The sequence below is a fragment of the Parasphingomonas frigoris genome (genome assembly GCF_036663815.1).
Taxonomy (GTDB): domain Bacteria; phylum Pseudomonadota; class Alphaproteobacteria; order Sphingomonadales; family Sphingomonadaceae; genus Sphingomonas.
In genome coordinates this window covers 840574-862392 of sequence record NZ_JAXOJQ010000003.1, presented here as the reverse complement: position 1 = coordinate 862392, position 21819 = coordinate 840574, and the positions used below count along the sequence as shown (strand labels likewise).

The window sequence follows — 21819 nt, the reverse complement described above, 5'->3', positions numbered from 1 at the left end:
CGCGAAGCGGCGGAAGGGTGAGGACAGGATGCGGCTATATGCACGTCAGCCGGTCGGCACCGTTCCGCGCGCGCGGCGATTACGTCGCGAAGCACCAGAGCCGGAACGCCGGCTGTTGCGGGCGCTGCGCGAAAGCTTCCCGACGCTGAAGTGGCGCCACCAGGCGCCGGTAGGGCCGTTCTACGCCGACATCCTGTGCTTTTCGGAAAAGCTGGTGATCGAGGTCGATGGCGACACGCATGCCGATCGCGAGACGCGCGATGCAGGCCGGACCAAGATCATGGAAGCGGAAGGATTTCACGTGCTGCGCTTCTCAAACACCGACGTGGTGGCCAATACCGACGGCGTGATCGCGTCCATCTCCCTCTCCCTCCGGGAGAGGGAAGGGGCCCGCGCGGCGCAGCCGCGTGGGAAGGGTGAGGACAGCGCATACGGAAAGGGCAGCGCGGAATGACCCGCACTGCCCTCACCCGACCTCGCTACGCTCGGCCACCCTCTCCCAAAGGGAGAGGGGCTTTTAGCTTATTTCTCTTCTTCGAACGTCACCGCCACGTCGGCGTTGGCCGAGAGGCGCACCTTGCCGTCCTCGATATCGGCGACCAGGCCGAGCGAGATGTAGTGATGATGCCCTTCGTGGGCGGTCTTGCCCTCGTTGACCTGCGCGCCCGAATCCTTCTTCGTCAGCTTGATGCGGCCGCCCTCGACGTGGTCGACGGTGCCGACATGGACGCCGTCTGCGCCGATGACTTCGGCATGTTCCTTGATCTGCGATGCGTCGACCATGATGGTAGCTCCTGTGCTATGATTGCCAGCCCCCAACGCGCCGTCGGTGCATTGGATGCACGGGAGAGACTATGATGCGATTGTTACGCCTCCGCAACGCCCTCCTGGCAACCCCGCTGCTGCTCGCCGCGTGCGCGCATCAGGTGTCGAGCGCGGTGCAGCACGGCGCCGATTCGCCCGGCTTCCTGCTCGGCGTGTGGCACGGCTTCATTTTCCCGGTCGCCTGGGTGCTGTCGCTGCTGGTGCCCGATATCGCGGTCTATGCCGTCCCCAACCAGGGCGGCTGGTACGATTTCGGCTTCTTCATCGGCATCGTCTTCCTAGGCGTCGGCGCGAACCGCACGCGCACCGTCTACGTCACGCGCGTGGTGCGGCGATGAGCCTGTCGATCGCCATCATGTACGCGGTCGCCGTGCTGTTCACGGTGATCGGCGCCGGCCTGCTGCTGTCGCTCACGCGGCCGAGTGCGCCGGGCAAGGTCTACGCCTTCCGCATGATCGGCATCATGGCGCTGTCGCTCGGCATCGTGCTGCTGATGTCGGCGAGCGCGATGTGGCGCTGGAGCGTCGCCGCCTGACCCCGTTTCACCCCCAGTTTCAACCCATCCCCAGAACATAGTCCCGGAGTACCAAACCCATGTCCCTCACCGAAGCCCGCAAGCAGTACAAGCCGTTCGAATACCCCTGGGCGTTCGATTTCTGGAAGCGCCAGCAGCAGATCCACTGGATGCCCGAGGAAGTGCCCTTGGGCGAGGATTGCCGCGACTGGGCGCAGAAGCTCAGCGACCATGAGCGCAACCTGCTGACGCAGATCTTCCGCTTCTTCACCCAGGCGGACGTCGAGGTGCAGGATTGCTATCACGAGAAATACGGCCGCATCTTCAAGCCGACCGAGATCAAGATGATGCTGGCCGCGTTCAGCAACATGGAGACGGTGCACATCGCCGCCTACAGCCATCTGCTCGACACGATCGGCATGCCCGAGAGCGAGTACGGCGCCTTCCTCGAATATAGCGAGATGAAGGACAAGCACGATTACCTGCAGACCTTCGGCGTCGACACCGACGAGGACATCGCCAAGACGCTCGCGATGTTCGGCGGCTTCACCGAGGGGCTGCAGCTCTTCGCCAGCTTCGCCATGCTGATGAACTTCCCGCGCTTCAACAAGATGAAGGGCATGGGGCAGATCGTCACCTGGTCGATCCGCGACGAGAGCCTCCACTGCGAGGGCATCATCAAGCTGTTCCACGCCTTCTGCGCCGAGCGCAACTGCATGACCAAGTCGGTGCGCGACGACATTGCCGACATGTGCCAGCACACTGTCCGGCTCGAGGACAATTTCATCGATCTCGCGTTCGAGATGGGCCCGGTCAACGGCATGACCCCCAAGGAGATCAAGAAGTACATCCGCTACATCGCCGACTGGCGCCTGGGGCAGCTGGGGATGAAGCCGATCTACATGATCGACGAACACCCCCTCCCCTGGCTCGCGCCGATGCTCAACGGCGTCGAGCACGCCAACTTCTTCGAACAGCGCGCCACCGAATATTCGAAGGCGGCGACGCGCGGGAATTGGAACGAGGTTTGGGACGGCTTCGACAAGCGCCAGAAGGCGAAGGCGGGTGTTGGGGTTCCGGTGGCGAATGAGGATGCCGGCGACGCGGGGGATATGTTCTCGCGGGCGGGGGTTGCGGCGGAATAGCTATGGGAAACTGGGCGCCCCCCACCACTTCGAGAAAGCAAGTCTCCAAAGCTGGCATTCGCATTAGCCAGAATAAGGAGACGCCAGAAGATGTAGCAGCACTCGAAAAGTGGCGGGCGGCCCATGCTTATGTAATCAATACATTCCAAGCCAATCTTCGACGTCGATCTCGCGGCACCGAGGTTATCGTAGGAACGCGCCTTAAAAGGCGCGCGACGATTCTTAATAAGCTAAAGCGCTTTCCTGACATGCAACTTGGCCGCATGCATGACATTGCCGGCTGTCGGGTTATCTTTCCTATCCTTGAAGATTTAATAGAATTCAGGCGTGATTTTCACTCAGCGCGCTTCGCTCATAAACGAAAGCACATCGAAGACGATAGGTGGAACTATCTAATTCATCCGAAGGAGGACGGATACAGAGGGGTTCATGACGTTTACGAATACAACGTCCGATCAGACAGTGGCTTGGCTTTCAACGGATTGCTTGTTGAGATACAATACCGCACTTTACTTCAGCATTCCTGGGCGACCGCCGTTGAAGTAGCCGGCCTGCTAACGCATAACAATCCAAAATTCGGACAAGGTAGTCCGGACGTCATAGAGTTTTTTGCAATAGCCAGTGAAATTCTAGCAAGAGTTTATGAATATTCCACCTCTTGCTATCCAGATAAGTCGTTGGGAGATCTGATAAAAAAAACTCGACGCATTGGAGAGAGATACACGAGTTTTAGAGTTATTTCGTCGCGTGAACTCAAAAATGGTGTCGATCGATTTTAAGAAAAACAATATTTTGATATTTCCTCTTGTTGCCACAGCAAAGGAAAATGATAGCGATCTTACAATACTTTCTTTTGATAACGTTTACAGAGCGATCGACCGCTACAATTACTATGAAAAGGAGTTTCTCGGCGAGGCGGATGTGGTGCTTGTTCGAGCTGACTCGTTTGATAATATGCGAGTGACATTTCGAAATTACTTTGCCGACACGACTGACTTTGTCGATTACCTTGACGCGGTTATCAAGGCGCACTTAGCTGGCGAATTATAATCACACTCTATGCCATATTTTAAAAATCATAGATCCGATGAAGCTACTTCCCGATCGACCCTAACAGAGACGTCATCGATCGCCTCTCGTTTTCCGACGGAGCCGCCGCAGGCTGGACCGCCGCCGACTACATCGCGCATGATACGGTGATGACCCGCCCACTCGCCGACCCCGCCTTCTTCGCGCGCGCCTTCATTGAAAGCGGGGCGCCGGCCTGGCCCAATGGCTTCGAGCTGTCCGCCGATGCGCTGCATCGCCGGCTCGATGCCGCTGGGGAATTGGTGCGCTCGGCGGCCTAGGCCAGAGCGCGACTCTTTCAATCCTCCCCCGCCAGGGGGAGGTGGCGGCCGCAGGCCGACGGAGGGGGCGGAAGCGGTGTCCTCTGCAAGAGAGCGCCCACTTACCTCCCCCTCCGGCGCATACGCGCCACCTCCCCCTGGCGGGGGAGGATTGCAGGCCCCTCACCCCCGCAACCAAGACAAAACAAACGGCCGCCTCGGCGCACTCGTCCCATTAGGCGTCGCCACATCGATGTCCTGCCGGTTGAACTGCCGATACAGCACCACGCTCAGCACCGCGGCATAGAAGCACCACACCGACGCGAACGCATAGCCCTTGACCAGATGCACGATCGTCAGCCCGATCACGTTTAGCAGCCCATACCCCCGCACCACGCGGTGCGTCGACAGCAGCAGCGCCCCGCACGTCGCGAGGATGTAGAGCAACGACACCCACATCCGGCTGGTGATCGGGTTGGTATAGGTGATCGAATGCTGCTCGATCACCGCGCAGGTCGGCGCGACGACGAGGCCGGTCATGTCCCACGCGAACACCACCGCCCCCACGCAGCACAAGCCAAGGATCACGCGCCGCCGCCACCCCGGCGGCTCCATCAGCACCACCGCGACGGGCATCAGCAGCGGCAGGATCCCGATCGCATAGAGCGTGAAGAGGAACACCGTGTGGTCGACCGCCACCGCCCCGAGCCGCCCCGCGAGCGCGAGCCACACCATCCCTTCGGAGAACTGGTGCACCGCGAACAGCAGCGGCACGCACGCGAACAGCAGCGCGCGCGGCTCGCGGACATGCCGCAGCGTCGCCACGCCGACCACGCCCAGCAAACCCGCAGCGGAGAAACTTGCGGTGGCCGAAAAGCACATGGGCTGACCTTCAGGAAATCGCGGTGACGCGCCCAGATGCGGAGGATTTGCCAGGATTGCCAGCGCCATCGCGCCTGCCAACCCGCGCCGCCCCGCGCGACAGGCCGAGGCCGACCGACCCACCGGGCCCGCGAGGCTGTCCTACACGAACCCCTTAGGTTAAATGGAGCGCCGCCCAAACACGGAGGTGGCGAAATGTCCGATTTCGAAGACCTGTACCCGCGCGAATATTTTCGCGTCGAGGCCGAGCGCCGGATCCGCGCCGAAATGGCCGAAGCGCGCCTGCGCGTCCGCAAGGACGGCTGGACCGCCGATCGCCAGCGCGATTTCCTCGCGGCGCTCGCCGATACCGGGTGCGTCTCGGTCGCCGCCGACGCGGCGGGGATCCACCCGCGCTCGGCCTACCGGCTACGGCGCCACCCGGCGGGCGCGGGCTTCGCCAAGGCGTGGGACGAGGCGCTGATGGTCGCCGCCGGCCGGCTCACCGCGATCGCGTTCGAGCGTGCGGTGCTCGGCACCCCGCGCGAGATCTGGCGCGGCGGAATGCTGGTGTCGGAGACGAGCGTCCCCTCCGACAAGATGATGATGTTCCTGCTCCAGCATCTATTGCCGAGCACCTTCGGCGGGCGCGGCATCGAGCAGCAGAGCGTCGAGCAGCGCATGGCCGATGCGCGCTTCCTGCTCCCCGGCTCGCTCGACGCGCTGGCCGATGTGCCGGGCGACGTCGATATGCTGATCGAGGCCGACTATTCGCCGAAGCCACCGCGCGACGAGGGCGCCTGACGCCCGCGCGATGGTGTGACGTTCGTGTGACTTTCCGCGTCCGGCGCCCCGGCCCCTCCCCATCGAGGGAGGGGCCTGAGCAGCGTTACGCCCGCGCGCCCTCGACCACGCTGCCCGAATTGTGCCGCAGCGCCTTCAGGACCGTCTCGACGATCGCCTCGGCGTCGAGCCCGGCCTGGGCATATTGCAGCTCGGGCTTGTCCTGGTCCTGGAACATGTCGGGCAGCCGCATCGTGCGCAGCTTGAGCCCCGCGTCGATCAGGCCCGAGTCGCTGGCGAAGGTCAGCACGTGCGCGCCGAGACCGCCGACGGCACCTTCCTCGATCGTCACCGCGACTTCGTGCGTCGTCAGCAGCTTGCGGATCAGATCCTCGTCGAGCGGCTTGGCAAAGCGCAGATCGGCGACGGTCGTCGACAACCCCTTCGCCTCGAGCGCCTCGGCCGCGCGCAGCGCCTCTTCGAGTCGCGTGCCGAGCGACAGGATCGCGACCTTGTGCCCGTGCCGCACGATCCGCCCCTTGCCGATCTCGAGCTGCTCGGCGACCGCGGGAAGCTCCACGCCGGTGCCGTTGCCGCGCGGATAGCGTACCGCGATCGGCCCGCTGTCATGCAGGATCGCGGTGTGCGTCATGTGCACCAGTTCGGCTTCGTCGGCCGGCGCCATCACCACCATGTTGGGCAGCGTGGCGAGATAGGCGACGTCGAACGACCCGGCATGCGTCGCGCCGTCGGCCCCGACCAGGCCCGCACGGTCGATCGCGAAGCGCACCGGCAGGTTCTGGATGCAGACGTCGTGGACGACCTGGTCATAAGCGCGCTGCAGGAAGGTCGAATAGATCGCGCAGAACGGCCGCATCCCCTGCGCGGCGAGGCCGGCTGCGAAGGTGACGGCGTGCTGCTCGGCGATACCGACGTCGAAGAAGCGCTCGGGATGCGCCTTGGCGAAGGCGTCGAGCCCGGTGCCCGATGGCATCGCCGCGGTGATCGCGCAGATCCGCGGATCGGTCTCGGCTTCCTTCGAAAGCTGCGCGCCGAACACGTTCTGATACTGCGGCGGCCCCGGGGGCGCCTTGGTCTGCACGCCCGAGATGACGTCGAACTTCTGCACGCCGTGATATTTGTCCGCCGCGGCCTCGGCCGGGGCATAGCCCTTGCCCTTCTTGGTCACGACGTGAACGAGGATCGGGCCCTCCTCGGCATCGCGGACATTCTCGAGCACGGGGATCAGCTGGTCGAGGTTATGCCCGTCGATCGGGCCGACATAATAGAAGCCGAGCTCCTCGAACAAGGTGCCGCCCATCGCCATGCCGCGGGCGAATTCCTCGGTCTTGCGCATGCCCGTCGCGATTGGCTTGGGCAGCCGCTTGGCGAGTTTCCGCGCCAGATCGCGGAACCCCAGGAACTCGCGGCTCGACACGATGCGGCTGAGATAGGCCGAAAGCCCGCCGACCGGCGGCGCGATCGACATGTCATTGTCGTTGAGGATCACGACCAGCCGGTTGCCGGCCTGGGCTGCGTTGTTCATCGCCTCATAGGCCATGCCCGCCGACATCGCGCCGTCGCCGATCACCGCAATGCCCTTGCCGGGCTTGTCGGCAATCTTGTTGGCGACGCCGAAGCCGAGCGCAGCCGAGATCGAGGTCGAGCTGTGCGCCGCGCCGAACGGGTCATATTCGCTCTCGGAGCGCTTGGTGAAGCCCGACAGGCCTCCCCCCATCCGCAGCGTCCGGATCCGGTCGCGCCGACCGGTGAGGATCTTGTGCGGATAGCATTGGTGGCCGACGTCCCACACCAACTTGTCGTTGGGGGTATCGAACACATAGTGAATCGCGACGGTGAGCTCGACCACACCAAGCCCCGAACCGAGATGCCCGCCGGTCACGCCGACCGCGGCGATCGTCTCCTGGCGGAGCTCGTCGGCAAGCTGGCGGAGCTGGGTTGGAGCGAGCGTCCGCAAATCGGCGGGAAGGTGCACCGTGTCGAGCAGCGGCGTCTGGAGAATATCGACCATCGGGCCTGCTTAGCGCGCCGCCAACGGCGTGTCGATTACCTCGATAGCACGACGGACATTCTTGACGCGCGGTGCATGTCGGCATCACATCGGCTGCACGCTCGCGCAGGACCCGCCATGACCGACCTTACCCATCGCCTCGCCGCCACCGCCGACATTCCGGCGATCACGGCGCTGATGGATCGTGCGATCGCAGCGCTGCAGCACGATTTCCTGTCGCCCGAACAGGTTGCGGCGAGCCGGTTGAGCATGGGACTCGACACGCAATTGATCGCCGACGGCACCTATTTCCTGGTTGAACAGGACGGGCGGCTCGCCGGGTGCGGCGGCTGGAGCTATCGCGCGACACTCTATGGCGGCAGCGTCGGCGCCGCACCACGCGACGCGCGCCGGCTCGATCCGACCTGCGAGCCAGGCCGGATCCGCGCGATGTACACCGATCCGGCGCATGTCCGGCGCGGCGTCGGGCGGCACGTGCTGGCGCTGTGCGAAGCCGCCGCGGCGTCAGCCGGGTTCGCGCGGGTCGAGCTGATGGCGACGCTGGCGGGCGAACCGCTCTACCGCGCGGCGGGCTATCGGCAGATCGAGCGCGTCGCCAGCATGGCCGATCGCGGCACGCCGGTACCGGGCGTGCGGATGGGGAAGGACCTCGGCTGAGAAATCTGGGCTGAGCGCGGCTCAGCCGCAGTCGGCGCACTTGCCGCGCACTTCGATCACCGGGCGCACCGGCGAAAATCCGGCCGCTTCCGCTGCCGAGCGCACGCCCTTTGTGATCCGGTCGTCATCGAGATGCGTCGTCTGCCCACACGTGTCGCAGACGAGGAAGATGCAATCGTGGAGGCAGTCGGGGTGCGCGTTGGCGATATAGGCGTTCGAGCTTTCCACCCGCCGCGCCAGATTGGCGCCGACGAACAGGTCGAGGATGCGGTACACGCTGTTGGCGGCGACGCGCCGCCCCTCGGCCTTGGAGACCGCCTCGGCGATGTCATAGGCCGAGGCCGGCTTGTCGAACCCGGCGAGCGCCCGGAAGATGTTGGCGCGCATCGCGGTCCACTGCTCGCCCGATCGTTCGAGCGTCGCCTGGGCGGCGAGCGCGAGATCGGCGCCCTGCGGTTCTGTGTGCTGATGCATGGCCATGTACGGGAGATAGGCGCTGCGGTGCCGCGCCGCAACGGCGCGACTCGCCGGCCTCAGTTGGCCGCGCGGCGGTTGAGGTCGTGGCCGAGCGCGAGCGTCGCCACGCCGATCAGCGTCCACACCGTCTCCATCCCCGATCCGTCATGCGGCAGCGAAATCGCCCCCGCCATCGTGCCCAGGCCAGCCGAGCCGACCACCGCGGGCATCATATAGCCATGCGTGAAGATCCCCCGCCCGAGCGCGAACACGCCGAAGCCGATCGCGATCGTCAGCCCGATCTCGTGGAACAGCGGATTGAGCAGCAGCCCCCCCGCGGTCGAGGCGAGCGCGATGAACACCGAACTCGCGATGCAATGCACCACGCACAGCCCCGACAGGCCGATCGCCATATTGTCGAATCGCTGTTCGATCCAGCGGAGCGCGGGGGTTTGTGCGAGAGTCGTCATGCTGCTCGGCATGTGGCATGTCGAGCGTCAGGTTACAACATATCATTGATGATTTTTTGCAGCGGCGTGCGGTCGGACTGGTATGCTGCCATGGCGCACCGCATGGTGGTGTCTGGACTGAATGAGGGTGGGGAGTGACAATGCACTGCGCTATCGTCGGGCTCATGCTGTGGGCGACCGCCGCGTCGGCAACCTCCCCCGCCCCGGCCGAAACCGCCACGCGGCCCGCATCCGCGCCGCAACCCGGCAGCAACCCAGAGATGACCGCGCTGTTCGACGCCGATCAGAAGGCGCGCGACACCCCCGCCACGATCGACTGGAAAATCCTGTGGCCGGCGGATCGCGCCCGCCGGGCGCGGACGCAGGTGCTGCTCGACACGGGCGCCCTGCACAGCGGGGACGATTTCTATCACGCGGCCTATCTGTTCCAGCATGGCGAGACGCCAGCGGATTTCCTCAAGGCGCATACGCTCGCAGTGATCGCGGCCGCCCGCGGCAAACCCCAGGCGGTGTGGATCGCCGCAGCGACGCTCGACCGCTATCTTCAGCGGATCGGACAGCCGCAAGTCTATGGCACGCAATTCCAGCGCGCCCCGGGACACGCCTGGACGCAGGAGCCGTATCAGCGCGACCTGCTGTCCGATGCGCTGCGCCAGGCGACCAACGTCCCGATGCTGGTGGATCAGGCAAAGCAGCTCGAGGACTATCGACACCAGCCCGGATGAAGGGCCCCCGCGGCAGTTTGTCCAATCGACGCGCCGCCGACAACGGCGTAAGGTCGCACGATGCTTCAGGCGTCCTCGCTTCCCTCCACCGTCCGTCCGCGGACGCTTTCCAACTGGCTGTTCGTGGTGGCCGCGCTGATCGTCGCGATCGTCGTGATTGGCGGAATCACCCGGCTGACCGAGTCGGGGCTGTCGATCACGCAGTGGAAACCGTTGAGCGGCACCATCCCGCCGCTGACCGACGCACAGTGGCAGGCCGAATTCGCCAATTACCGGACGATCCCGCAATACGAGGCCTTCAACCAGGGCATGACGCTCGCCGGGTTCAAGGCGATCTTCTTCTGGGAATATCTCCACCGCATGCTCGGCCGGGTGATCGGCCTCGCCTTTCTCGTGCCGCTCGTCTGGTTCGCGGTGCGGCGGCGGATCCCGCGCGGCTATCTGGTGCGGCTCGTCGCTTTGTTTTCGCTGATCGCGCTGCAGGGCACGTTCGGCTGGCTGATGGTGCGCTCTGGGCTGAGCGGACGGACCGAGGTCGCGCCAGGCTGGCTCGCGACGCATCTGCTCACCGCTCTGTTCACGCTCGCCGGCATGGTGTGGACCGCGCTCGATCTGCGCGCGCTCGCCGACACACGGCTGGCGCGCCCTGCCCGGCTGCGGCTGATCCCGGCTATCGCGATCGTGCTGCTGTTCGCGCAGATCCTGTTCGGCGCGCTGACCGCTGGCCTGCGCGCCGGCTACGCCTTTTCGAGCTGGCCGTTGATGGGCGACGCGCTCTTCCCGATGGCGACGCCGTTTACCGATCCGCTGTGGCGCAACCTGTTCGACAATCCGATCGTCGTCCAGTTCGTCCATCGCTGGCTCGCCTTCGCGGTCGCGTTCGGCGTGATGATGCTCGCCGCGCGCGCCCGCCGCGCCGGGGCGCCGCGCCTTGGGCTGGCGCTGATCGGCCTGGTCTGCGCGCAGATCGTGCTCGGCATCGTGACGTTGCTGAGCGGCGTCGAGATCGGCGTCGCGGTCGCGCATCAGGCCAATGCCGCCCTGCTCGTGATCGCGACTGCCGCAGCGGCGCACGCCGTCGGCCGCCGCGCGATCTAACGCGGCGCAAAACAGCTCCGGTATCCCGTTACCCGTCAGCAAAGCCGCACTTTGCTTGACTTTCCCGCCTCCACACAGCAATAGCGCCACCAACGGTGCCGTCCTCGAAGGGGCGGCATCTGTCATTTTAGCATAAAGGTCACAAGCCCCATGAAGGCGCTGATGAAGACCACCAAGCCGGCATTGCCGCATGAGGTGGAGAAGAAATGGATCATCGTCGATGCCGACGGTCTGGTCGTCGGCCGTATGGCGTCGATCATCGCGAACATCCTGCGCGGCAAGCATAAGCCGAGCTTCACCCCGCACGTCGATTGCGGTGACAATGTCATCATCATCAACGCGGACAAGGTGCGGTTCACGGGCAACAAGCTCAAGGACAAGATCTATTACCGCCACACCGGCTATGCCGGCGGCATTAAGGGCGTCGCGGCCGGCAAGATCCTCGAGGGTCGTTTCCCCGAGCGGATCATCGAAAAGGCCATCGAGCGGATGATTCCGCGCGGCCCGCTAGGTCGCGCCCAGCTGCGCAACCTGCGCGTCTTCGCCGGCACCGAGCATCCGCACGAAGCGCAGAACCCCGAAGTCCTCGACATCGGCAGCATGAACCGCAAGAACAAGGTGGGCAACTAATGTCCGACAACCGCCAGTCCCTCGCCGATCTCGCCGGCCTGACCAACACGCCGGCACCGGTTGCAGCGCCTGCCGCTGCGACGACCGCGCCTGCCACCGGCGAAGATTACGTTGCTGCACCCGCGGCGCCGACGCACGAGCCGATGCCGCTGCGCGAGCAGATCCTCGACCAGTATGGCCGCGCCTATGCGACCGGCCGTCGTAAGGACGCCGTCGCACGCGTGTGGATCAAGCCCGGCTCGGGCAAGATCACGATCAACGGCCGCGACCAGGAAGTGTATTTCGCACGTCCGACGCTGCGTCTCGTCATCAACCAGCCGTTCGGCGTGACCGAGCGTGATGGTGCCTATGACGTCGTCTGCACCGTCAAGGGTGGTGGCCTTTCGGGCCAGGCCGGCGCGGTCAAGCATGGCATCAGCCAGGCACTGACCAAGTTCGAGCCGATCCTGCGCGCGCCCGTCAAGGCCGCCGGCTTCCTGACCCGCGACAGCCGCACGGTCGAGCGTAAGAAGTACGGCAAGGCGAAGGCCCGTCGTAGCTTCCAGTTCTCGAAGCGCTAAGCTTTCGGATCTCTGGTTCGCGAAGGGGCGGTCCGGCAACGGGCCGCCCTTTTCGTGTGCGCTGGCCGCCCCCCGCGACCGCGCGATCATGCGCCGTCGAGTTGCGCGATCGTCGCGGTCGCCGCGGGCTCGCCCTTCAGCGCGAGCGCCGCGCGCTCGGCACCCGCCATCACGCGCAGGATGTTGCCGCCCGCCAGCTTGGCGAGATCGCGGTCGCTCCACCCGCGGCGCGCCAGTTCGGCGAGCAAGGCGGGATAGGTCTCGACGCCGTCGAGCCCTTGCGGCAATTCGCTCAAGCCATCGAAATCCGATCCGATCCCGACATGGTCGATCCCCGCCACCTTGGCGATATGGTCGATATGGTCGGCGACCATCGTCAGCGTCACCGCCGGCTTGGGGTGCGCCTGCTCCCACGCCGCGAGCGCCGCCTTGGCCTTGTCGGGCTGCCCGATATAGAGCCCGCCGAATGGCGGCGCATTGTAGCTGGCGATCTCGCCATTATGCGCCGCCTCCCACAGCCGGCGCTGTTCGGAGACGTAGCTCGGCGCGAAATTGACCATCACGATCCCGCCATTGGCGGCGAGCAGCGTGAGTACCTCATCGGACACGTTGCGCGGATGATCGCACAGCGCGCGCGCGCTCGAATGCGAGAAGATCACCGGGGCGCTAGACACGCGCAAGGCGGCGCGCATCGTCGCTTCGTTGACGTGGCTGAGATCGACCAGCATGCCGAGCCGGTTGAGCTCGTGCACCACTACTTCGCCGAATTTGGTGAGCCCGCCATGCTTCGGATCGTCGGTCGCCGAATCGGCCCAGGCGATCGTCCGCGAATGCGTCAGCGTGAGATAGGAGGCGCCGAGCTGGCGATAGGCGCGCAGCACGGCGAACTTGCCGTCGATCTGCCCGCCGCCCTCGACCCCGAGCAGCGACGCGATCCGGCCCTTCGCCTGGATCCGCCGGACATCGGCGGCGGTGGTCGCCGCCTGGAACACAGTCGGATAGCGCGCGAAGATCTGCTGCATCAGCCCGATCTGCTCGAGCGTCGCCTCGACCTGTTGCGGCCCCGGCAAACTGGCATCGACATAGACTGACCAGAATTGCCCGCCGACGCCACCCTTGCGCAGCCGTGTGATGTCGGTGTCGTATTTGACCGGATCGAGCGTCGTCAGGTCCATCGTCCAGCGCGCATCGCCGGCGCGGCCGACGAGCGTCTCGGCCCAGTCGTTATGCCCATCAATCAGCGGCGTGCGCTTGAGCACGCGCGCGACGCGGGCGTCGATGTCGGACGGCCCCGCAAAAGCGGGTGCGGTGGCGAGCAGGAGCGGCGCGAGCAGGAGGGCAACTTTCATTACGCCAGCGTATCGCGCAGCCGGCGCGTTACAACCCCTTCCGGACGACGGCCCTATTCCGCGCGTTCGCGTTCGAGCGGTTGATCGGGCGCACTCGTCATCGTGCGCAGCAGCACGTCGAAGCGTCCGTCGGCGACGCGGATCTCGTTGAACGACGGCGGTGTCGTCCGCGTCCGCTCGGACAAGGTGCCCGCGCCGATCATCCGCACCGTCTGCCCGGCGATGCTGTGCGCGATATCGAACGGGTCGTGAACATGCCCGGTCAGCACCGCCTTCGCCCCCGCCTCGGCCAGCCGTTTTAGCGCCGTGGCGCCATTGTGCGTCTGCGCCGAGGTCCGCGTCTCGGGCTCGACCAGCGGATGGTGGCAGGCGATGAAGATCAGCTTGCCCTCGGGCACTGCCGCAACGAGCTCGAGCGCGCGAGCGAGCGAGCGATCGCTGACCTTGCCCTTCGACCAGTTCCAGCGCCACTGGGCGCGCGCCGTCGTCACCAGCGGGACGATCGCCACGCCCGGCAGGTCGAGCGGCTGCTCGACCATCCGCTCGATCGCGGTCATCCGGCGATACGGGCGGAACAAGCGGTCGATCGGGTTGAAATAGGGCAGATCGTGATTGCCGACCTCGACCGTGACGGGCACGCCCAGCCCCTGCAGCCAGGTCAGCCCGGCGGCGAACTCGCGTCGGCGCGCGCGCATCGTCAGGTCGCCGGTCATGATCACCGCGTCGGGCCGCTCGGCCTTGACCAGCGCGTCGAACCACGCGACCGCCTGCGTGTCCTCACGCCCGAAATGGACGTCGCTGACGTGGAACAGCCGCATCATGCCTCCTGCCTGGTCGCGATGAAGATCTCGCGCATCATCCCTACGCGGACATCGCTGCCGGGTTCCAGCATCACCGGCTCGCCGTCGACCAGCGCGAGCGCGGGCTTGTCGCCGCGCGTGCGGAACTGCGTCGCGTGGCACTGCGTCACTTCCGACGCCGCGACCCAATCGCCCGTCACCCATTCCCAGCCGAGCCGCGCCAGCGCACGGAAGTCACGCGCATCGATCGCGGCGACATCGAGCCGGCCTGCCTCAGCGCGCACCAGCACCGCCTGCGCGCCGTGCTTGAGCCCGGGCACGCCCTCGAGCCGGACGCCGCGCCCGAAAGTGCGCCGCCACGCATGCCGCAGCGCGCGTGCCAGCCCGCGGATCCGCCCTGCCCGCACCAGTTCGCGGGCGCGCACCCAATTCGCTGCTGGCCCGAGGATCAGCCCGACCAGCGCGCGGTTTCCGGCCACCTCGACCACCGGCAGGGCAATCTTGCGCCCACGCTCGACCGCGGCGGCGAGGATCGCGGCAGGATCGGTCGATCCGTGGAGCAGCTTGGCGAGCAGGTTCATCGTCCCGCCCGGCAGGATCAGGATCGCGCCGTTCCACTCCGCCAGCGCGCTGACCGCGGCGTTGATCGTCCCGTCGCCGGCGAACAGCACAGCGGTGTCGACCCCGGCCGCGTCGAGTTCAGCGGGCGTCGGCAGCGCATCCTCGGGGAAGGCGGTGCGCCCGACCAGCGTCAGGCCGCGCTCGGCGAACAGCGTCGCGATCGCATCGGCCTTGGCGGGCCTCGCGGTGCCCGATTTGACGTTGGTGATGAACCAGAGTTTCTGCATGGCGCGCTCAACGCACGACCCGCGCCGAAGTAACGGCTGCGCAACACGAAAGCGCCGGGTTCAGTCCATCGCCACATGCACCTCGGCCTCGCCCGCCTTGGGCGGCGCAGGGCGCTTGAGCAGCAGCACCAGCGGCACGACCGCGAGCGTCAGGATCATCATAAGCTTGAAGTCGTCGAGATAGGCGATCATCGCCGCCTGCGCGTTGACGATCCCGTCGGCCATCGAGAGGATCACGTCGGTCGAACTGCCGGTGAGCGAACCCACCACCGGATCGTTCGATATCAGCCCCGGATCGGGGATATGCTGTGCGAGATCGGCGTGGCTGGTCTGGATGTTGCGCGTCAGCATCGCGGTGACAACCGAAATCCCCGCCGACCCGCCGATGTTGCGCGCCAGGTTGAGCAAACTCGCCGCCTCGGTGCGGAAATGCGCGGCGAGCGTGCCGAACGCCATGATGTTGAGCGGGATGAAGATCAGGCCGAGCCCAACCCCCTGGATGAACCCCGTCACGATGAACGGCTGCTGCCCCATTTCGAGCGTCCAGCTCGTCATGTCGTAGAGCGACCAGCCCGCGATCAGCAGGCCGCCGCCGACCATCAGCCGCGGGTCGACCTGGCGCTTCATCAACTGCCCGGCGACATACATCGACGCGACGATCCCGACGCCGCGCGGCATCAGCAGGATGCCCGCCGACAGCACCGGATAGCCGAACAGCGACTGCAGCATCTGCGGCAGCAGCGCGAGCGTCGCGTTCATCAGCACGCCGATCACCAGCATGAAGCCGACTCCGGTCAGCAGATTGCGGTTCATGAACAGGGCGCGATCGAACAGCGGCGTCTTGGCGGTGAACAGATGGACAAGGAAGATCCACGCCGCGCCGAGCGCGACCATCCCTTCGATCCACACCTCCCACGAGCTGAACCAGTCCTGTGTCTGGCCGCGGTCGAGCATCAGCTGGAACACGCTGATCGCGATCGCCAGGACGCCGAAGCCGAACAGGTCGAACCCGCGCCGCGTGATCTGGCGCGACGGCAGCAGCGCCCACAGGATCGCGAAGCACACGATCCCGATCGGCACGTTGACGTAGAAGCACCAGCGCCAATCGTAATTCTCGGTCAACCAGCCGCCGATGATCGGCCCGAGGATCGGCCCGACCATGATCCCCATTCCCCAGATCGACATGGCTGCGGCCTGTTTCGACTTGGGGTTGATGTCCATCATAACCGTCTGGCTGAGCGGGTTCATGAACGCCGCGGCAATGCCCTGCAGCACGCGGAACGCGACCATCTCTGGCAGGCTGGTCGCCAGACCGCACAGCATCGAGGCGATGACGAAGCCGACCACCGCGCCGAGGAAGAGATTGCGCGACCCGATCCGGTCGGCGAGCCAGCCGGTCAGCGGAATCGCGACCGCCGATGCGACGATATAGCTCGTCAGCACCCAGGTGATGGTATCCGCGGTCGCGCTGAGCGACGCCTGCATGTGCGGCAGCGCGACGTTGGCGATGGTCGAATCGAGGATCTGCATGATCGTCGCCGCCATCACGCCGAAGGTCAGCAGCGGGCGATTGGTGGTGTGCAGCGCCGCGCGCTCCTCGAACGGCGCGGCCTCCTCGGTCGAGGCGATGCCGGCGAGGTTCTCGGAGTCGTCCCCCGCCCCGCCGCCAGCGCCCGGGTTAGCGGTTGCCATGGTCGCGAACGTCGACCGTCACGTTGACGCTCAAGCCAGCGATCATCGGCCGCGGGCTGGCCTCGTCGATCGCGATCCGCACCGGTACGCGCTGCGTCACCTTGACCCAGTTGCCCGTCGCATTCTGCGCCGGCAGCACCGAAAATTCGGAGCCGGTGCCCGCGCCTATCGACATCACATGGCCCTTGAGCTTGACCCCGCTATACGCGTCGAAATCGACCTCGGCGGGTTGCCCGACGCGCATCTTGTTGAGGTCGGTTTCCTTGAAATTGGCCTCGACCCACGCCGCATGCGCCGCGACGACGCTGACCGCGGGCAACCCGGTGATCATCATCGCGCCGACCTGCAAGCGGTCCGACTGGCTGATCGTCCCCGCCACCGGCGCGTAGACCGAGGTGCGCTGGAGATCGAGCGCGGCCTTGTCGCGCTGCGCCATCGCCGCCTGCACCGCGGCCGGGACGCCCGACCCATCGGTGCCGCTGCCGACCTGCGCACGCGCCTTGGCGGCGCTCGCCTGTGCGGTCGCGAGCTTGGCACGCGCGGCGGCGACCTGCTGCGCGGCGGCGTCGAAGCTGGCGCGGGTGGTGAAGCCCTGCTTCATCAGCTGCGCCTGGCGGTCATAGGTCGCCTGAGCGAGCGCGATGTCGGCGCGCGCGCTGCCGATGTCGGCCGCGGCGCCGCCGCTGTCGGTGGCGAGCGTGCTGACCTGCACGCGCGCGGTCGCAATCGCGGCATTGGCCTGCGCCAGCGCGATGCGATACGGCGCGGGGTCGATCTGGAACAGCAGGTCGCCGGCCTTGACTGGCTGGTTCTCGCGCACCTTGACCGCGACGATCCGCCCCCCGACGTCGGCCGACACCGACACCTTGTCCTGCTGGATATAGGCATTGTCGGTCGACACGAAGCGTCCTGCGGTGAGCCAGAAATAGGCCGCGATCGCGATGATGAGCAGCGGCAGGCTGAGCATCAGCACCAAGTGCAACCAGTTCCGCCGCTTGACCGGTGCGGCGCCCTGCACGCCCGGCGCGGGCGCGATGATTACCGTCTCGCTGGCGGCGTCACGGTCGATCTTGGGGTCTGCGTCAGCCATTGGCGGCCTCTTTGGCGGTATGAGGGTCGGACAGGTTCGTCTGTATACGTTGTAGCGTCGTCATCACGAGATCGTGGTCGGCGCTCGAAATTCCGGTGAGCGCGCTCGCCAGCAGATCGTCGGCGAGGTGACCGAGCTCGTCGAGCAGCGGTCGCGCGCGATCGGTCAGGAAGATCCGCCACGCGCGGCGATCACCGGGATCGCGCCGCCGCTCGACCAGACCGGCCTCCTCGAGCCGATCGATCATCCGGCACGCGGTGATCGGCTCGACCTCGAGCAACTCGGCCAGACCGCCCTGATTGATCCCTTCCCCGCGCTGCAGGAATTTCAGCACGCGCCACTGCGTCCGCGTCACGCCGATCGCGCGCGCACGCTCGTCGAAGCGCCGGCGCATCAGGCGCGACACATCGCTGATCACGAAGGCAATCGAATCGTTCACACAGCTCATATAATAAGCATGCTCAGAATAGCTAGGGTGTCCTTTGTTGCGATGCAGCAAAATCATGCCGATCGCGAACGAATGCGCATACCCCCTGTTCCCGCCCCCTCGGCCTGTGGCACCAGAGCGTATGACCGCACCACGCCCCCTCCCGATCGCCGAACTCACGCTGCGCGGCGTACTGCTCGGCGGCCTCATCACGCTGCTGTTCACCGCCGCCAACGTCTATCTCGGACTGAAGGTCGGCCTGACCTTCGCGACCTCGATCCCCGCCGCGGTGATCTCGATGGCGATCCTCAAGCTGTTCAAGGGATCGACGATCCTCGAGAACAATATCGTCCAGACCGTCGCGAGCGCGGCGGGGACGCTGGCGGCGATCATCTTCGTGCTGCCCGGGCTGGTGATGATCGGCTGGTGGCAGGACTTTCCCTATGTCCAGACCGCGATGATCACCGCGACGGGCGGCATCCTCGGCGTGATGTTCTCGGTGCCGCTGCGGCGCGCGCTCGTCGTCGACACCGACCTGCCCTATCCCGAGGGTGTCGCCGCCGCCGAGGTGCTGCACATCGGCGCCGGATCGCGCGAAGGCGAGGCGGAAGCGAAGCAGGGCCTGCTCGTGCTGATCTGGAACGCGGTCGCTTCGGCGGGCTTCGCTATCTTCACCCAGACCAAGATCATCACCGACACCGCCGCGACCACCTTCCGCGTCGGCGCGGGCGCGACGGGGATTTCGGGGAGCCTGTCATTCGCCTTGCTCGGCGTCGGCCATCTCGTCGGCATCTCGGTCGGCGCGGCGATGGCGCTCGGGCTGGTGATCGGCTGGTTCGTGCTCGTGCCGCTCCTAACCGCGGCGCATCCCATGCCGGGCGACATCGCCGCGTGGGTCGACACGATGTGGAAGGGCGACGTGCGCTTCTTCGGCGCAGGCGTGATCGGCATCTCGGCGATCTGGACGCTGGTCAAGATCGCCGGCCCGGTGATCGGCGGCGTCCGCTCGGCGCTGGCGGCGAGCGCGGCGCGTGGCAAGGGCGAGACGCTCGCGCTGGAAGAGCGCGACCTGCCGATCGCGTGGGTCGCCGGCGTCGCACTGCTGACGCTGCTGCCGATCGCCTGGCTGCTGTGGGACGTGATCGCGGGCGGCGCGCTGGCCGGATCGGCGGTGTTGCTGATCGCTGGCGCGCTGGTGTTCGTGCTCGTCGCGGGGCTGATGATCGCGGCGGTGTGCGGCTATATGGCCGGGTTGATCGGCGCGTCCAACTCGCCCGTCTCGGGGATCGGCATCCTCGCGATCATCGGCTCGTCGTTGATGCTGGTCGGGCTGTTCGGGCAGCATCCCGGCGCCGACACGACACGTGCGCTGATTGCTTATGCGCTGATCGTCACCGGCATCGTGTTCGGCGTGGCGACGATCTCGAACGATAATCTGCAGGATCTCAAGACCGGCCAGCTGGTCGGCGCGACGCCGTGGAAGCAGCAAGTCGCCTTGGTGATCGGCGTGGTGTTCGGTTCGCTGATCATCCCGCCGGTGCTCAACGTGCTCAACAGCGGAATGGGCTTCGTCGGCGTCCCCGGCGCGGGGCCGAATGCGCTCGCCGCCCCGCAGGCCGGGCTGATTTCGGCGCTGGCCAAGGGCGTGCTGTCGGGCGACGCGAACTGGACGATGCTCGGCTATGGCGTGCTCGCCGGGGTCGGGCTGATCGCGCTCGACGAACTGCTCGGCAAGCTCCGCCTGCTGCGCCTTCCGCCGCTCGGCGTCGCGCTCGGCATCTATCTGCCGATGGCGGTGATCCTGCCGACCGTGCTCGGCGCGCTGTTCGGCTGGATCTACGATCGCTGGGCACGCCGCAGCGCCAACCCCGAGGTCGCCGAGCGGATGGGCACGCTCACCGCAACCGGGATGATCGTCGGCGAGAGCCTGTGGGGCGTGCTGTTCGCGCTGGTAGTGTGGGCGACGGGCAAAGATGCGCCGCTCAGGCTGATCGGCCCGGGGCACGAGACCGCCGGGCTGATCGGCGGGACGCTGCTGTTCCTGGGGATAGCGGCGCTGCTGTATTGCCGCGCGGTTGCCGCGACGCGCTGAAACCCCTCTCCTATCGGGAGAGGGTGGCCGAGCGCAGCGAGGTCGGGTGAGGGCAGAAGACCGAGCTGCCCTCACCCTTCCCCCTCGGCTGCGCCGAGCGGGCCCCTTCCCTCTCCCGCAGGGAGAGGGAGCTTCAGGCCATAGCCTCGAGCAGCGTCTTGATATTGATGAACGCGAACGCGACCGAGCTGTCCGCGACGCCATATGGTACGAACAGCGTCTCACCATGCCGGATCGCGCCGCAGGTATAGACGACGTTGGGCACATAGCCCTCGCGGTCCTGGTTCGCCGCAGCGAGGATCGGCTCGCGCGTGCGGCCGATCACCTTGGCGGGGTTGGTCTTGTCGAGCAGCACCGCGCCGATCGCATATTTGCGCATCGCGCCGACGCCGTGGGTCAACAGCAACCAGCCCTCGTCGAGCTCGATCGGCGGACCGCAATTGCCGATCTGCACCAGCTCCCACGGATACATCGGGCCGAGCAGTTTCTCGCCCTCGTCCCAATGCGTCAGCGTATCGGACTTGATCAGGTACAGATTCTCGCCGTCCTGCCGGCCGATCATCATATACTGGCCGTTCACCTTGCGCGGGAACAGCCCCATGCCCTTGTTGCGCGCGGCCGAGCCGGTCATCGGCACAAGATCGAACGCGCGGAAATCGCGCGTGCGCAGCAATTCGGACTGGATCGTCGAACCGTTATACGCGGTGTAGGTGCCGAGCCATTCGACCGAGCCGTCGTCGTGATGGAACTGGACGAGCCGCAGATCCTCGAGCCCCTTCGACTGCGCCGCGGTGATCGGGAAGATCACCGTCCCCGACAGCGTCGAATCGCGGTGGCGATAGACGGTGATCGGGCCCTCGGGCAGCGTCTCCTCGTCGAGCCCGACCGCATCGGTCGCGGTCGCGAACGGCGGCTCGGGCGCGAGCTTGAGCTGATTGCCGTCGGTGATGATGCCCTCGCGGAACGAGACCGAGGAGATATGTCCCTCGCCCACCGCGCGCAGGCTCATCAGGATGCGCTGCGATCCTGCGGGCATGCCCGACTGGTCGAAATGCGGCACCGCGCTCGGGTTCATGAGCGCGGCGGCGGCATAGCTATATTCGTGGCAGAAATAGGCGCCGATCAGCTGGCGCTTCTCGTCGCCAATCTCGCTGCCGTCGAGGCCGAGCATCTGCTCGATCTCGTCGTAGCGCGTCATGAACACCCGCCGGGTCTGCCAGTGCCGCGCCTCGAAATCCTTGAGCACGATCTCGAGCTCAAGGCGCGTCTCGGCGGTATCGAGCGCCATCACCGCGTTGACGATCCGCTCGGTCCGGTTGCCGCCATTGCCACCCCAGGCGAGGTGGAACGGACGCACCACCACGCGGGACGGATCGGCATGCAGCCGGAGCGGATGTTCGAACAACTCAATCACGGTATAGCCTCGCGCAACGCCTC

Annotated in this window: 26 protein-coding genes; 14 read left to right on the top strand and 12 right to left on the bottom strand. The window is 66.1% G+C overall.

Annotated features, from left to right (window positions below):
- Positions 1 to 28 precede the first annotated feature (28 nt).
- Entirely contained in the window at positions 29 to 454 is a 426-nt protein-coding gene (locus U1872_RS14465) for an endonuclease domain-containing protein (RefSeq protein WP_332793586.1), read from the top strand.
- A 68-nt stretch (positions 455 to 522) separates the two neighbouring features.
- Here the strand turns inward: U1872_RS14465 and U1872_RS14460 are convergent, their stop codons facing one another.
- Positions 523 to 783, bottom strand: coding sequence for a DUF2171 domain-containing protein (locus U1872_RS14460; protein ID WP_332793585.1), 261 nt, complete (start codon positions 781 to 783; stop codon positions 523 to 525).
- Positions 784 to 854: 71 nt separating this feature from the next.
- On the opposite strand from U1872_RS14460, the gene U1872_RS14455 reads away from it, so the two are divergent.
- The 6 genes from U1872_RS14455 to U1872_RS14430 all read left to right on the top strand — a co-directional run bounded on the left by U1872_RS14455 (position 855) and on the right by U1872_RS14430 (position 3833).
- A complete protein-coding gene (locus U1872_RS14455; protein WP_332793584.1) occupies positions 855 to 1163 on the top strand; it encodes a hypothetical protein in 309 nt (102 codons plus the stop codon).
- The gene (locus U1872_RS14450) at positions 1160 to 1360 is read left to right on the top strand and encodes a hypothetical protein (protein WP_332793583.1); all 201 of its coding nucleotides are present in this window, start codon (positions 1160 to 1162) and stop codon (positions 1358 to 1360) included. Before U1872_RS14455 ends, U1872_RS14450 begins: the two co-directional genes overlap by 4 nt.
- Positions 1361 to 1419: 59 nt before the next feature.
- The gene (locus U1872_RS14445) at positions 1420 to 2484 is read left to right on the top strand and encodes a ribonucleotide-diphosphate reductase subunit beta (RefSeq protein WP_140851713.1); all 1065 of its coding nucleotides are present in this window, start codon (positions 1420 to 1422) and stop codon (positions 2482 to 2484) included.
- Positions 2485 to 2486: 2 nt separating this feature from the next.
- Positions 2487 to 3263: a RelA/SpoT domain-containing protein gene (locus U1872_RS14440; protein WP_332793582.1), complete on the top strand. Its 777-nt coding sequence runs from the start codon at positions 2487 to 2489 to the stop codon at positions 3261 to 3263.
- Positions 3244 to 3534 (top strand): hypothetical protein, encoded by a 291-nt coding sequence (locus tag U1872_RS14435; RefSeq protein ID WP_332793581.1) that lies wholly within the window; start codon positions 3244 to 3246, stop codon positions 3532 to 3534. Before U1872_RS14440 ends, U1872_RS14435 begins: the two co-directional genes overlap by 20 nt.
- A 149-nt stretch (positions 3535 to 3683) precedes the next feature.
- Positions 3684 to 3833, top strand: coding sequence for a hypothetical protein (locus U1872_RS14430; RefSeq protein WP_332793580.1), 150 nt, complete (start codon positions 3684 to 3686; stop codon positions 3831 to 3833).
- 162 nt (positions 3834 to 3995) lie between these two features.
- Here U1872_RS14430 and U1872_RS14425 read toward each other — a convergent pair whose 3' ends face one another.
- On the bottom strand, positions 3996 to 4694 hold the full coding sequence (locus U1872_RS14425; RefSeq protein WP_332793579.1) for a DUF6629 family protein: 699 nt from the start codon (positions 4692 to 4694) through the stop codon (positions 3996 to 3998).
- A gap of 195 nt (positions 4695 to 4889) precedes the next feature.
- Here U1872_RS14425 and U1872_RS14420 point away from each other — a divergent pair, with 195 nt between their 5' ends.
- Positions 4890 to 5477: a hypothetical protein gene (locus U1872_RS14420; RefSeq protein WP_332793578.1), complete on the top strand. Its 588-nt coding sequence runs from the start codon at positions 4890 to 4892 to the stop codon at positions 5475 to 5477.
- Between the two features lie 85 nt (positions 5478 to 5562).
- Here U1872_RS14420 and dxs read toward each other — a convergent pair whose 3' ends face one another.
- Positions 5563 to 7488 carry a 1-deoxy-D-xylulose-5-phosphate synthase gene (gene dxs, locus U1872_RS14415; RefSeq protein WP_332793577.1) on the bottom strand — a complete coding sequence of 642 codons (1926 nt, stop codon included), beginning with the start codon at positions 7486 to 7488 and terminating at the stop codon, positions 5563 to 5565.
- Positions 7489 to 7605: 117 nt separating this feature from the next.
- On the opposite strand from dxs, the gene U1872_RS14410 reads away from it, so the two are divergent.
- Entirely contained in the window at positions 7606 to 8145 is a 540-nt protein-coding gene (locus U1872_RS14410) for a GNAT family N-acetyltransferase (RefSeq protein ID WP_332793576.1), read from the top strand.
- 21 nt (positions 8146 to 8166) lie between these two features.
- Here the strand turns inward: U1872_RS14410 and U1872_RS14405 are convergent, their stop codons facing one another.
- Positions 8167 to 8625: a Fur family transcriptional regulator gene (locus tag U1872_RS14405; RefSeq protein ID WP_332793575.1), complete on the bottom strand. Its 459-nt coding sequence runs from the start codon at positions 8623 to 8625 to the stop codon at positions 8167 to 8169.
- A gap of 53 nt (positions 8626 to 8678) precedes the next feature.
- Positions 8679 to 9071, bottom strand: a complete 393-nt coding sequence (locus U1872_RS14400; protein ID WP_332793574.1) for a MerC domain-containing protein — start codon at positions 9069 to 9071, stop codon at positions 8679 to 8681.
- A gap of 140 nt (positions 9072 to 9211) precedes the next feature.
- On the opposite strand from U1872_RS14400, the gene U1872_RS14395 reads away from it, so the two are divergent.
- The 4 genes from U1872_RS14395 (at position 9212) to rpsI (ending at position 12084) form a co-directional block, all read left to right on the top strand.
- Complete coding sequence (locus U1872_RS14395) at positions 9212 to 9796, top strand: hypothetical protein (RefSeq protein ID WP_332793573.1); 585 nt, start codon at positions 9212 to 9214, stop codon at positions 9794 to 9796.
- A gap of 60 nt (positions 9797 to 9856) precedes the next feature.
- Positions 9857 to 10894 (top strand): COX15/CtaA family protein, encoded by a 1038-nt coding sequence (locus tag U1872_RS14390; protein ID WP_332793572.1) that lies wholly within the window; start codon positions 9857 to 9859, stop codon positions 10892 to 10894.
- 150 nt (positions 10895 to 11044) lie between these two features.
- Complete coding sequence (rplM, locus tag U1872_RS14385) at positions 11045 to 11524, top strand: 50S ribosomal protein L13 (RefSeq protein ID WP_010185350.1); 480 nt, start codon at positions 11045 to 11047, stop codon at positions 11522 to 11524.
- Positions 11524 to 12084 (top strand): 30S ribosomal protein S9, encoded by a 561-nt coding sequence (gene rpsI / locus U1872_RS14380; RefSeq protein WP_332793571.1) that lies wholly within the window; start codon positions 11524 to 11526, stop codon positions 12082 to 12084. The genes rplM and rpsI overlap by 1 nt, the downstream gene beginning before the upstream one ends.
- Positions 12085 to 12170: 86 nt before the next feature.
- Here the strand turns inward: rpsI and U1872_RS14375 are convergent, their stop codons facing one another.
- The 6 genes from U1872_RS14375 to U1872_RS14350 are packed head-to-tail and all read right to left on the bottom strand — an operon-like array spanning position 12171 to position 18311.
- Positions 12171 to 13433, bottom strand: coding sequence for a dipeptidase (locus U1872_RS14375; RefSeq protein ID WP_332793570.1), 1263 nt, complete (start codon positions 13431 to 13433; stop codon positions 12171 to 12173).
- 53 nt (positions 13434 to 13486) lie between these two features.
- The gene (locus U1872_RS14370; RefSeq protein ID WP_332793569.1) at positions 13487 to 14254 is read right to left on the bottom strand and encodes a metallophosphoesterase family protein; all 768 of its coding nucleotides are present in this window, start codon (positions 14252 to 14254) and stop codon (positions 13487 to 13489) included.
- Entirely contained in the window at positions 14251 to 15081 is an 831-nt protein-coding gene (locus tag U1872_RS14365) for a diacylglycerol/lipid kinase family protein (protein WP_332793568.1), read from the bottom strand. The genes U1872_RS14370 and U1872_RS14365 overlap by 4 nt, the downstream gene beginning before the upstream one ends.
- A 60-nt stretch (positions 15082 to 15141) precedes the next feature.
- Positions 15142 to 16773 (bottom strand): DHA2 family efflux MFS transporter permease subunit, encoded by a 1632-nt coding sequence (locus U1872_RS14360; RefSeq protein WP_332793567.1) that lies wholly within the window; start codon positions 16771 to 16773, stop codon positions 15142 to 15144.
- Entirely contained in the window at positions 16760 to 17863 is a 1104-nt protein-coding gene (locus tag U1872_RS14355; protein WP_332793566.1) for an HlyD family secretion protein, read from the bottom strand. Before U1872_RS14355 ends, U1872_RS14360 begins: the two co-directional genes overlap by 14 nt.
- Entirely contained in the window at positions 17856 to 18311 is a 456-nt protein-coding gene (locus tag U1872_RS14350) for a MarR family winged helix-turn-helix transcriptional regulator (RefSeq protein WP_332793565.1), read from the bottom strand. The genes U1872_RS14355 and U1872_RS14350 overlap by 8 nt, the downstream gene beginning before the upstream one ends.
- A 121-nt stretch (positions 18312 to 18432) precedes the next feature.
- Here U1872_RS14350 and U1872_RS14345 point away from each other — a divergent pair, with 121 nt between their 5' ends.
- Positions 18433 to 20382, top strand: coding sequence for an OPT family oligopeptide transporter (locus U1872_RS14345; RefSeq protein ID WP_332793564.1), 1950 nt, complete (start codon positions 18433 to 18435; stop codon positions 20380 to 20382).
- Positions 20383 to 20515: 133 nt separating this feature from the next.
- Here the strand turns inward: U1872_RS14345 and U1872_RS14340 are convergent, their stop codons facing one another.
- On the bottom strand, positions 20516 to 21796 hold the full coding sequence (locus U1872_RS14340; RefSeq protein WP_332793563.1) for a glycoside hydrolase family 130 protein: 1281 nt from the start codon (positions 21794 to 21796) through the stop codon (positions 20516 to 20518).
- Positions 21797 to 21819 lie beyond the last annotated feature (23 nt).

Coding starts and splice junctions, on each gene's coding strand:
- U1872_RS14465 (WP_332793586.1), top strand. CDS start 29: ATGCGGCTATATGCACGTCAGCCGGTCGGCACCGTTCCGCGCGCGCGG.
- U1872_RS14460 (WP_332793585.1), bottom strand. CDS start 783: ATGGTCGACGCATCGCAGATCAAGGAACATGCCGAAGTCATCGGCGCA.
- U1872_RS14455 (WP_332793584.1), top strand. CDS start 855: ATGATGCGATTGTTACGCCTCCGCAACGCCCTCCTGGCAACCCCGCTG.
- U1872_RS14450 (WP_332793583.1), top strand. CDS start 1,160: ATGAGCCTGTCGATCGCCATCATGTACGCGGTCGCCGTGCTGTTCACG.
- U1872_RS14445 (WP_140851713.1), top strand. CDS start 1,420: ATGTCCCTCACCGAAGCCCGCAAGCAGTACAAGCCGTTCGAATACCCC.
- U1872_RS14440 (WP_332793582.1), top strand. CDS start 2,487: ATGGGAAACTGGGCGCCCCCCACCACTTCGAGAAAGCAAGTCTCCAAA.
- U1872_RS14435 (WP_332793581.1), top strand. CDS start 3,244: ATGGTGTCGATCGATTTTAAGAAAAACAATATTTTGATATTTCCTCTT.
- U1872_RS14430 (WP_332793580.1), top strand. CDS start 3,684: ATGACCCGCCCACTCGCCGACCCCGCCTTCTTCGCGCGCGCCTTCATT.
- U1872_RS14425 (WP_332793579.1), bottom strand. CDS start 4,694: ATGTGCTTTTCGGCCACCGCAAGTTTCTCCGCTGCGGGTTTGCTGGGC.
- U1872_RS14420 (WP_332793578.1), top strand. CDS start 4,890: ATGTCCGATTTCGAAGACCTGTACCCGCGCGAATATTTTCGCGTCGAG.
- dxs (WP_332793577.1), bottom strand. CDS start 7,488: ATGGTCGATATTCTCCAGACGCCGCTGCTCGACACGGTGCACCTTCCC.
- U1872_RS14410 (WP_332793576.1), top strand. CDS start 7,606: ATGACCGACCTTACCCATCGCCTCGCCGCCACCGCCGACATTCCGGCG.
- U1872_RS14405 (WP_332793575.1), bottom strand. CDS start 8,625: ATGGCCATGCATCAGCACACAGAACCGCAGGGCGCCGATCTCGCGCTC.
- U1872_RS14400 (WP_332793574.1), bottom strand. CDS start 9,071: ATGACGACTCTCGCACAAACCCCCGCGCTCCGCTGGATCGAACAGCGA.
- U1872_RS14395 (WP_332793573.1), top strand. CDS start 9,212: ATGCACTGCGCTATCGTCGGGCTCATGCTGTGGGCGACCGCCGCGTCG.
- U1872_RS14390 (WP_332793572.1), top strand. CDS start 9,857: ATGCTTCAGGCGTCCTCGCTTCCCTCCACCGTCCGTCCGCGGACGCTT.
- rplM (WP_010185350.1), top strand. CDS start 11,045: ATGAAGGCGCTGATGAAGACCACCAAGCCGGCATTGCCGCATGAGGTG.
- rpsI (WP_332793571.1), top strand. CDS start 11,524: ATGTCCGACAACCGCCAGTCCCTCGCCGATCTCGCCGGCCTGACCAAC.
- U1872_RS14375 (WP_332793570.1), bottom strand. CDS start 13,433: ATGAAAGTTGCCCTCCTGCTCGCGCCGCTCCTGCTCGCCACCGCACCC.
- U1872_RS14370 (WP_332793569.1), bottom strand. CDS start 14,254: ATGATGCGGCTGTTCCACGTCAGCGACGTCCATTTCGGGCGTGAGGAC.
- U1872_RS14365 (WP_332793568.1), bottom strand. CDS start 15,081: ATGCAGAAACTCTGGTTCATCACCAACGTCAAATCGGGCACCGCGAGG.
- U1872_RS14360 (WP_332793567.1), bottom strand. CDS start 16,773: ATGGCAACCGCTAACCCGGGCGCTGGCGGCGGGGCGGGGGACGACTCC.
- U1872_RS14355 (WP_332793566.1), bottom strand. CDS start 17,863: ATGGCTGACGCAGACCCCAAGATCGACCGTGACGCCGCCAGCGAGACG.
- U1872_RS14350 (WP_332793565.1), bottom strand. CDS start 18,311: ATGAGCTGTGTGAACGATTCGATTGCCTTCGTGATCAGCGATGTGTCG.
- U1872_RS14345 (WP_332793564.1), top strand. CDS start 18,433: ATGACCGCACCACGCCCCCTCCCGATCGCCGAACTCACGCTGCGCGGC.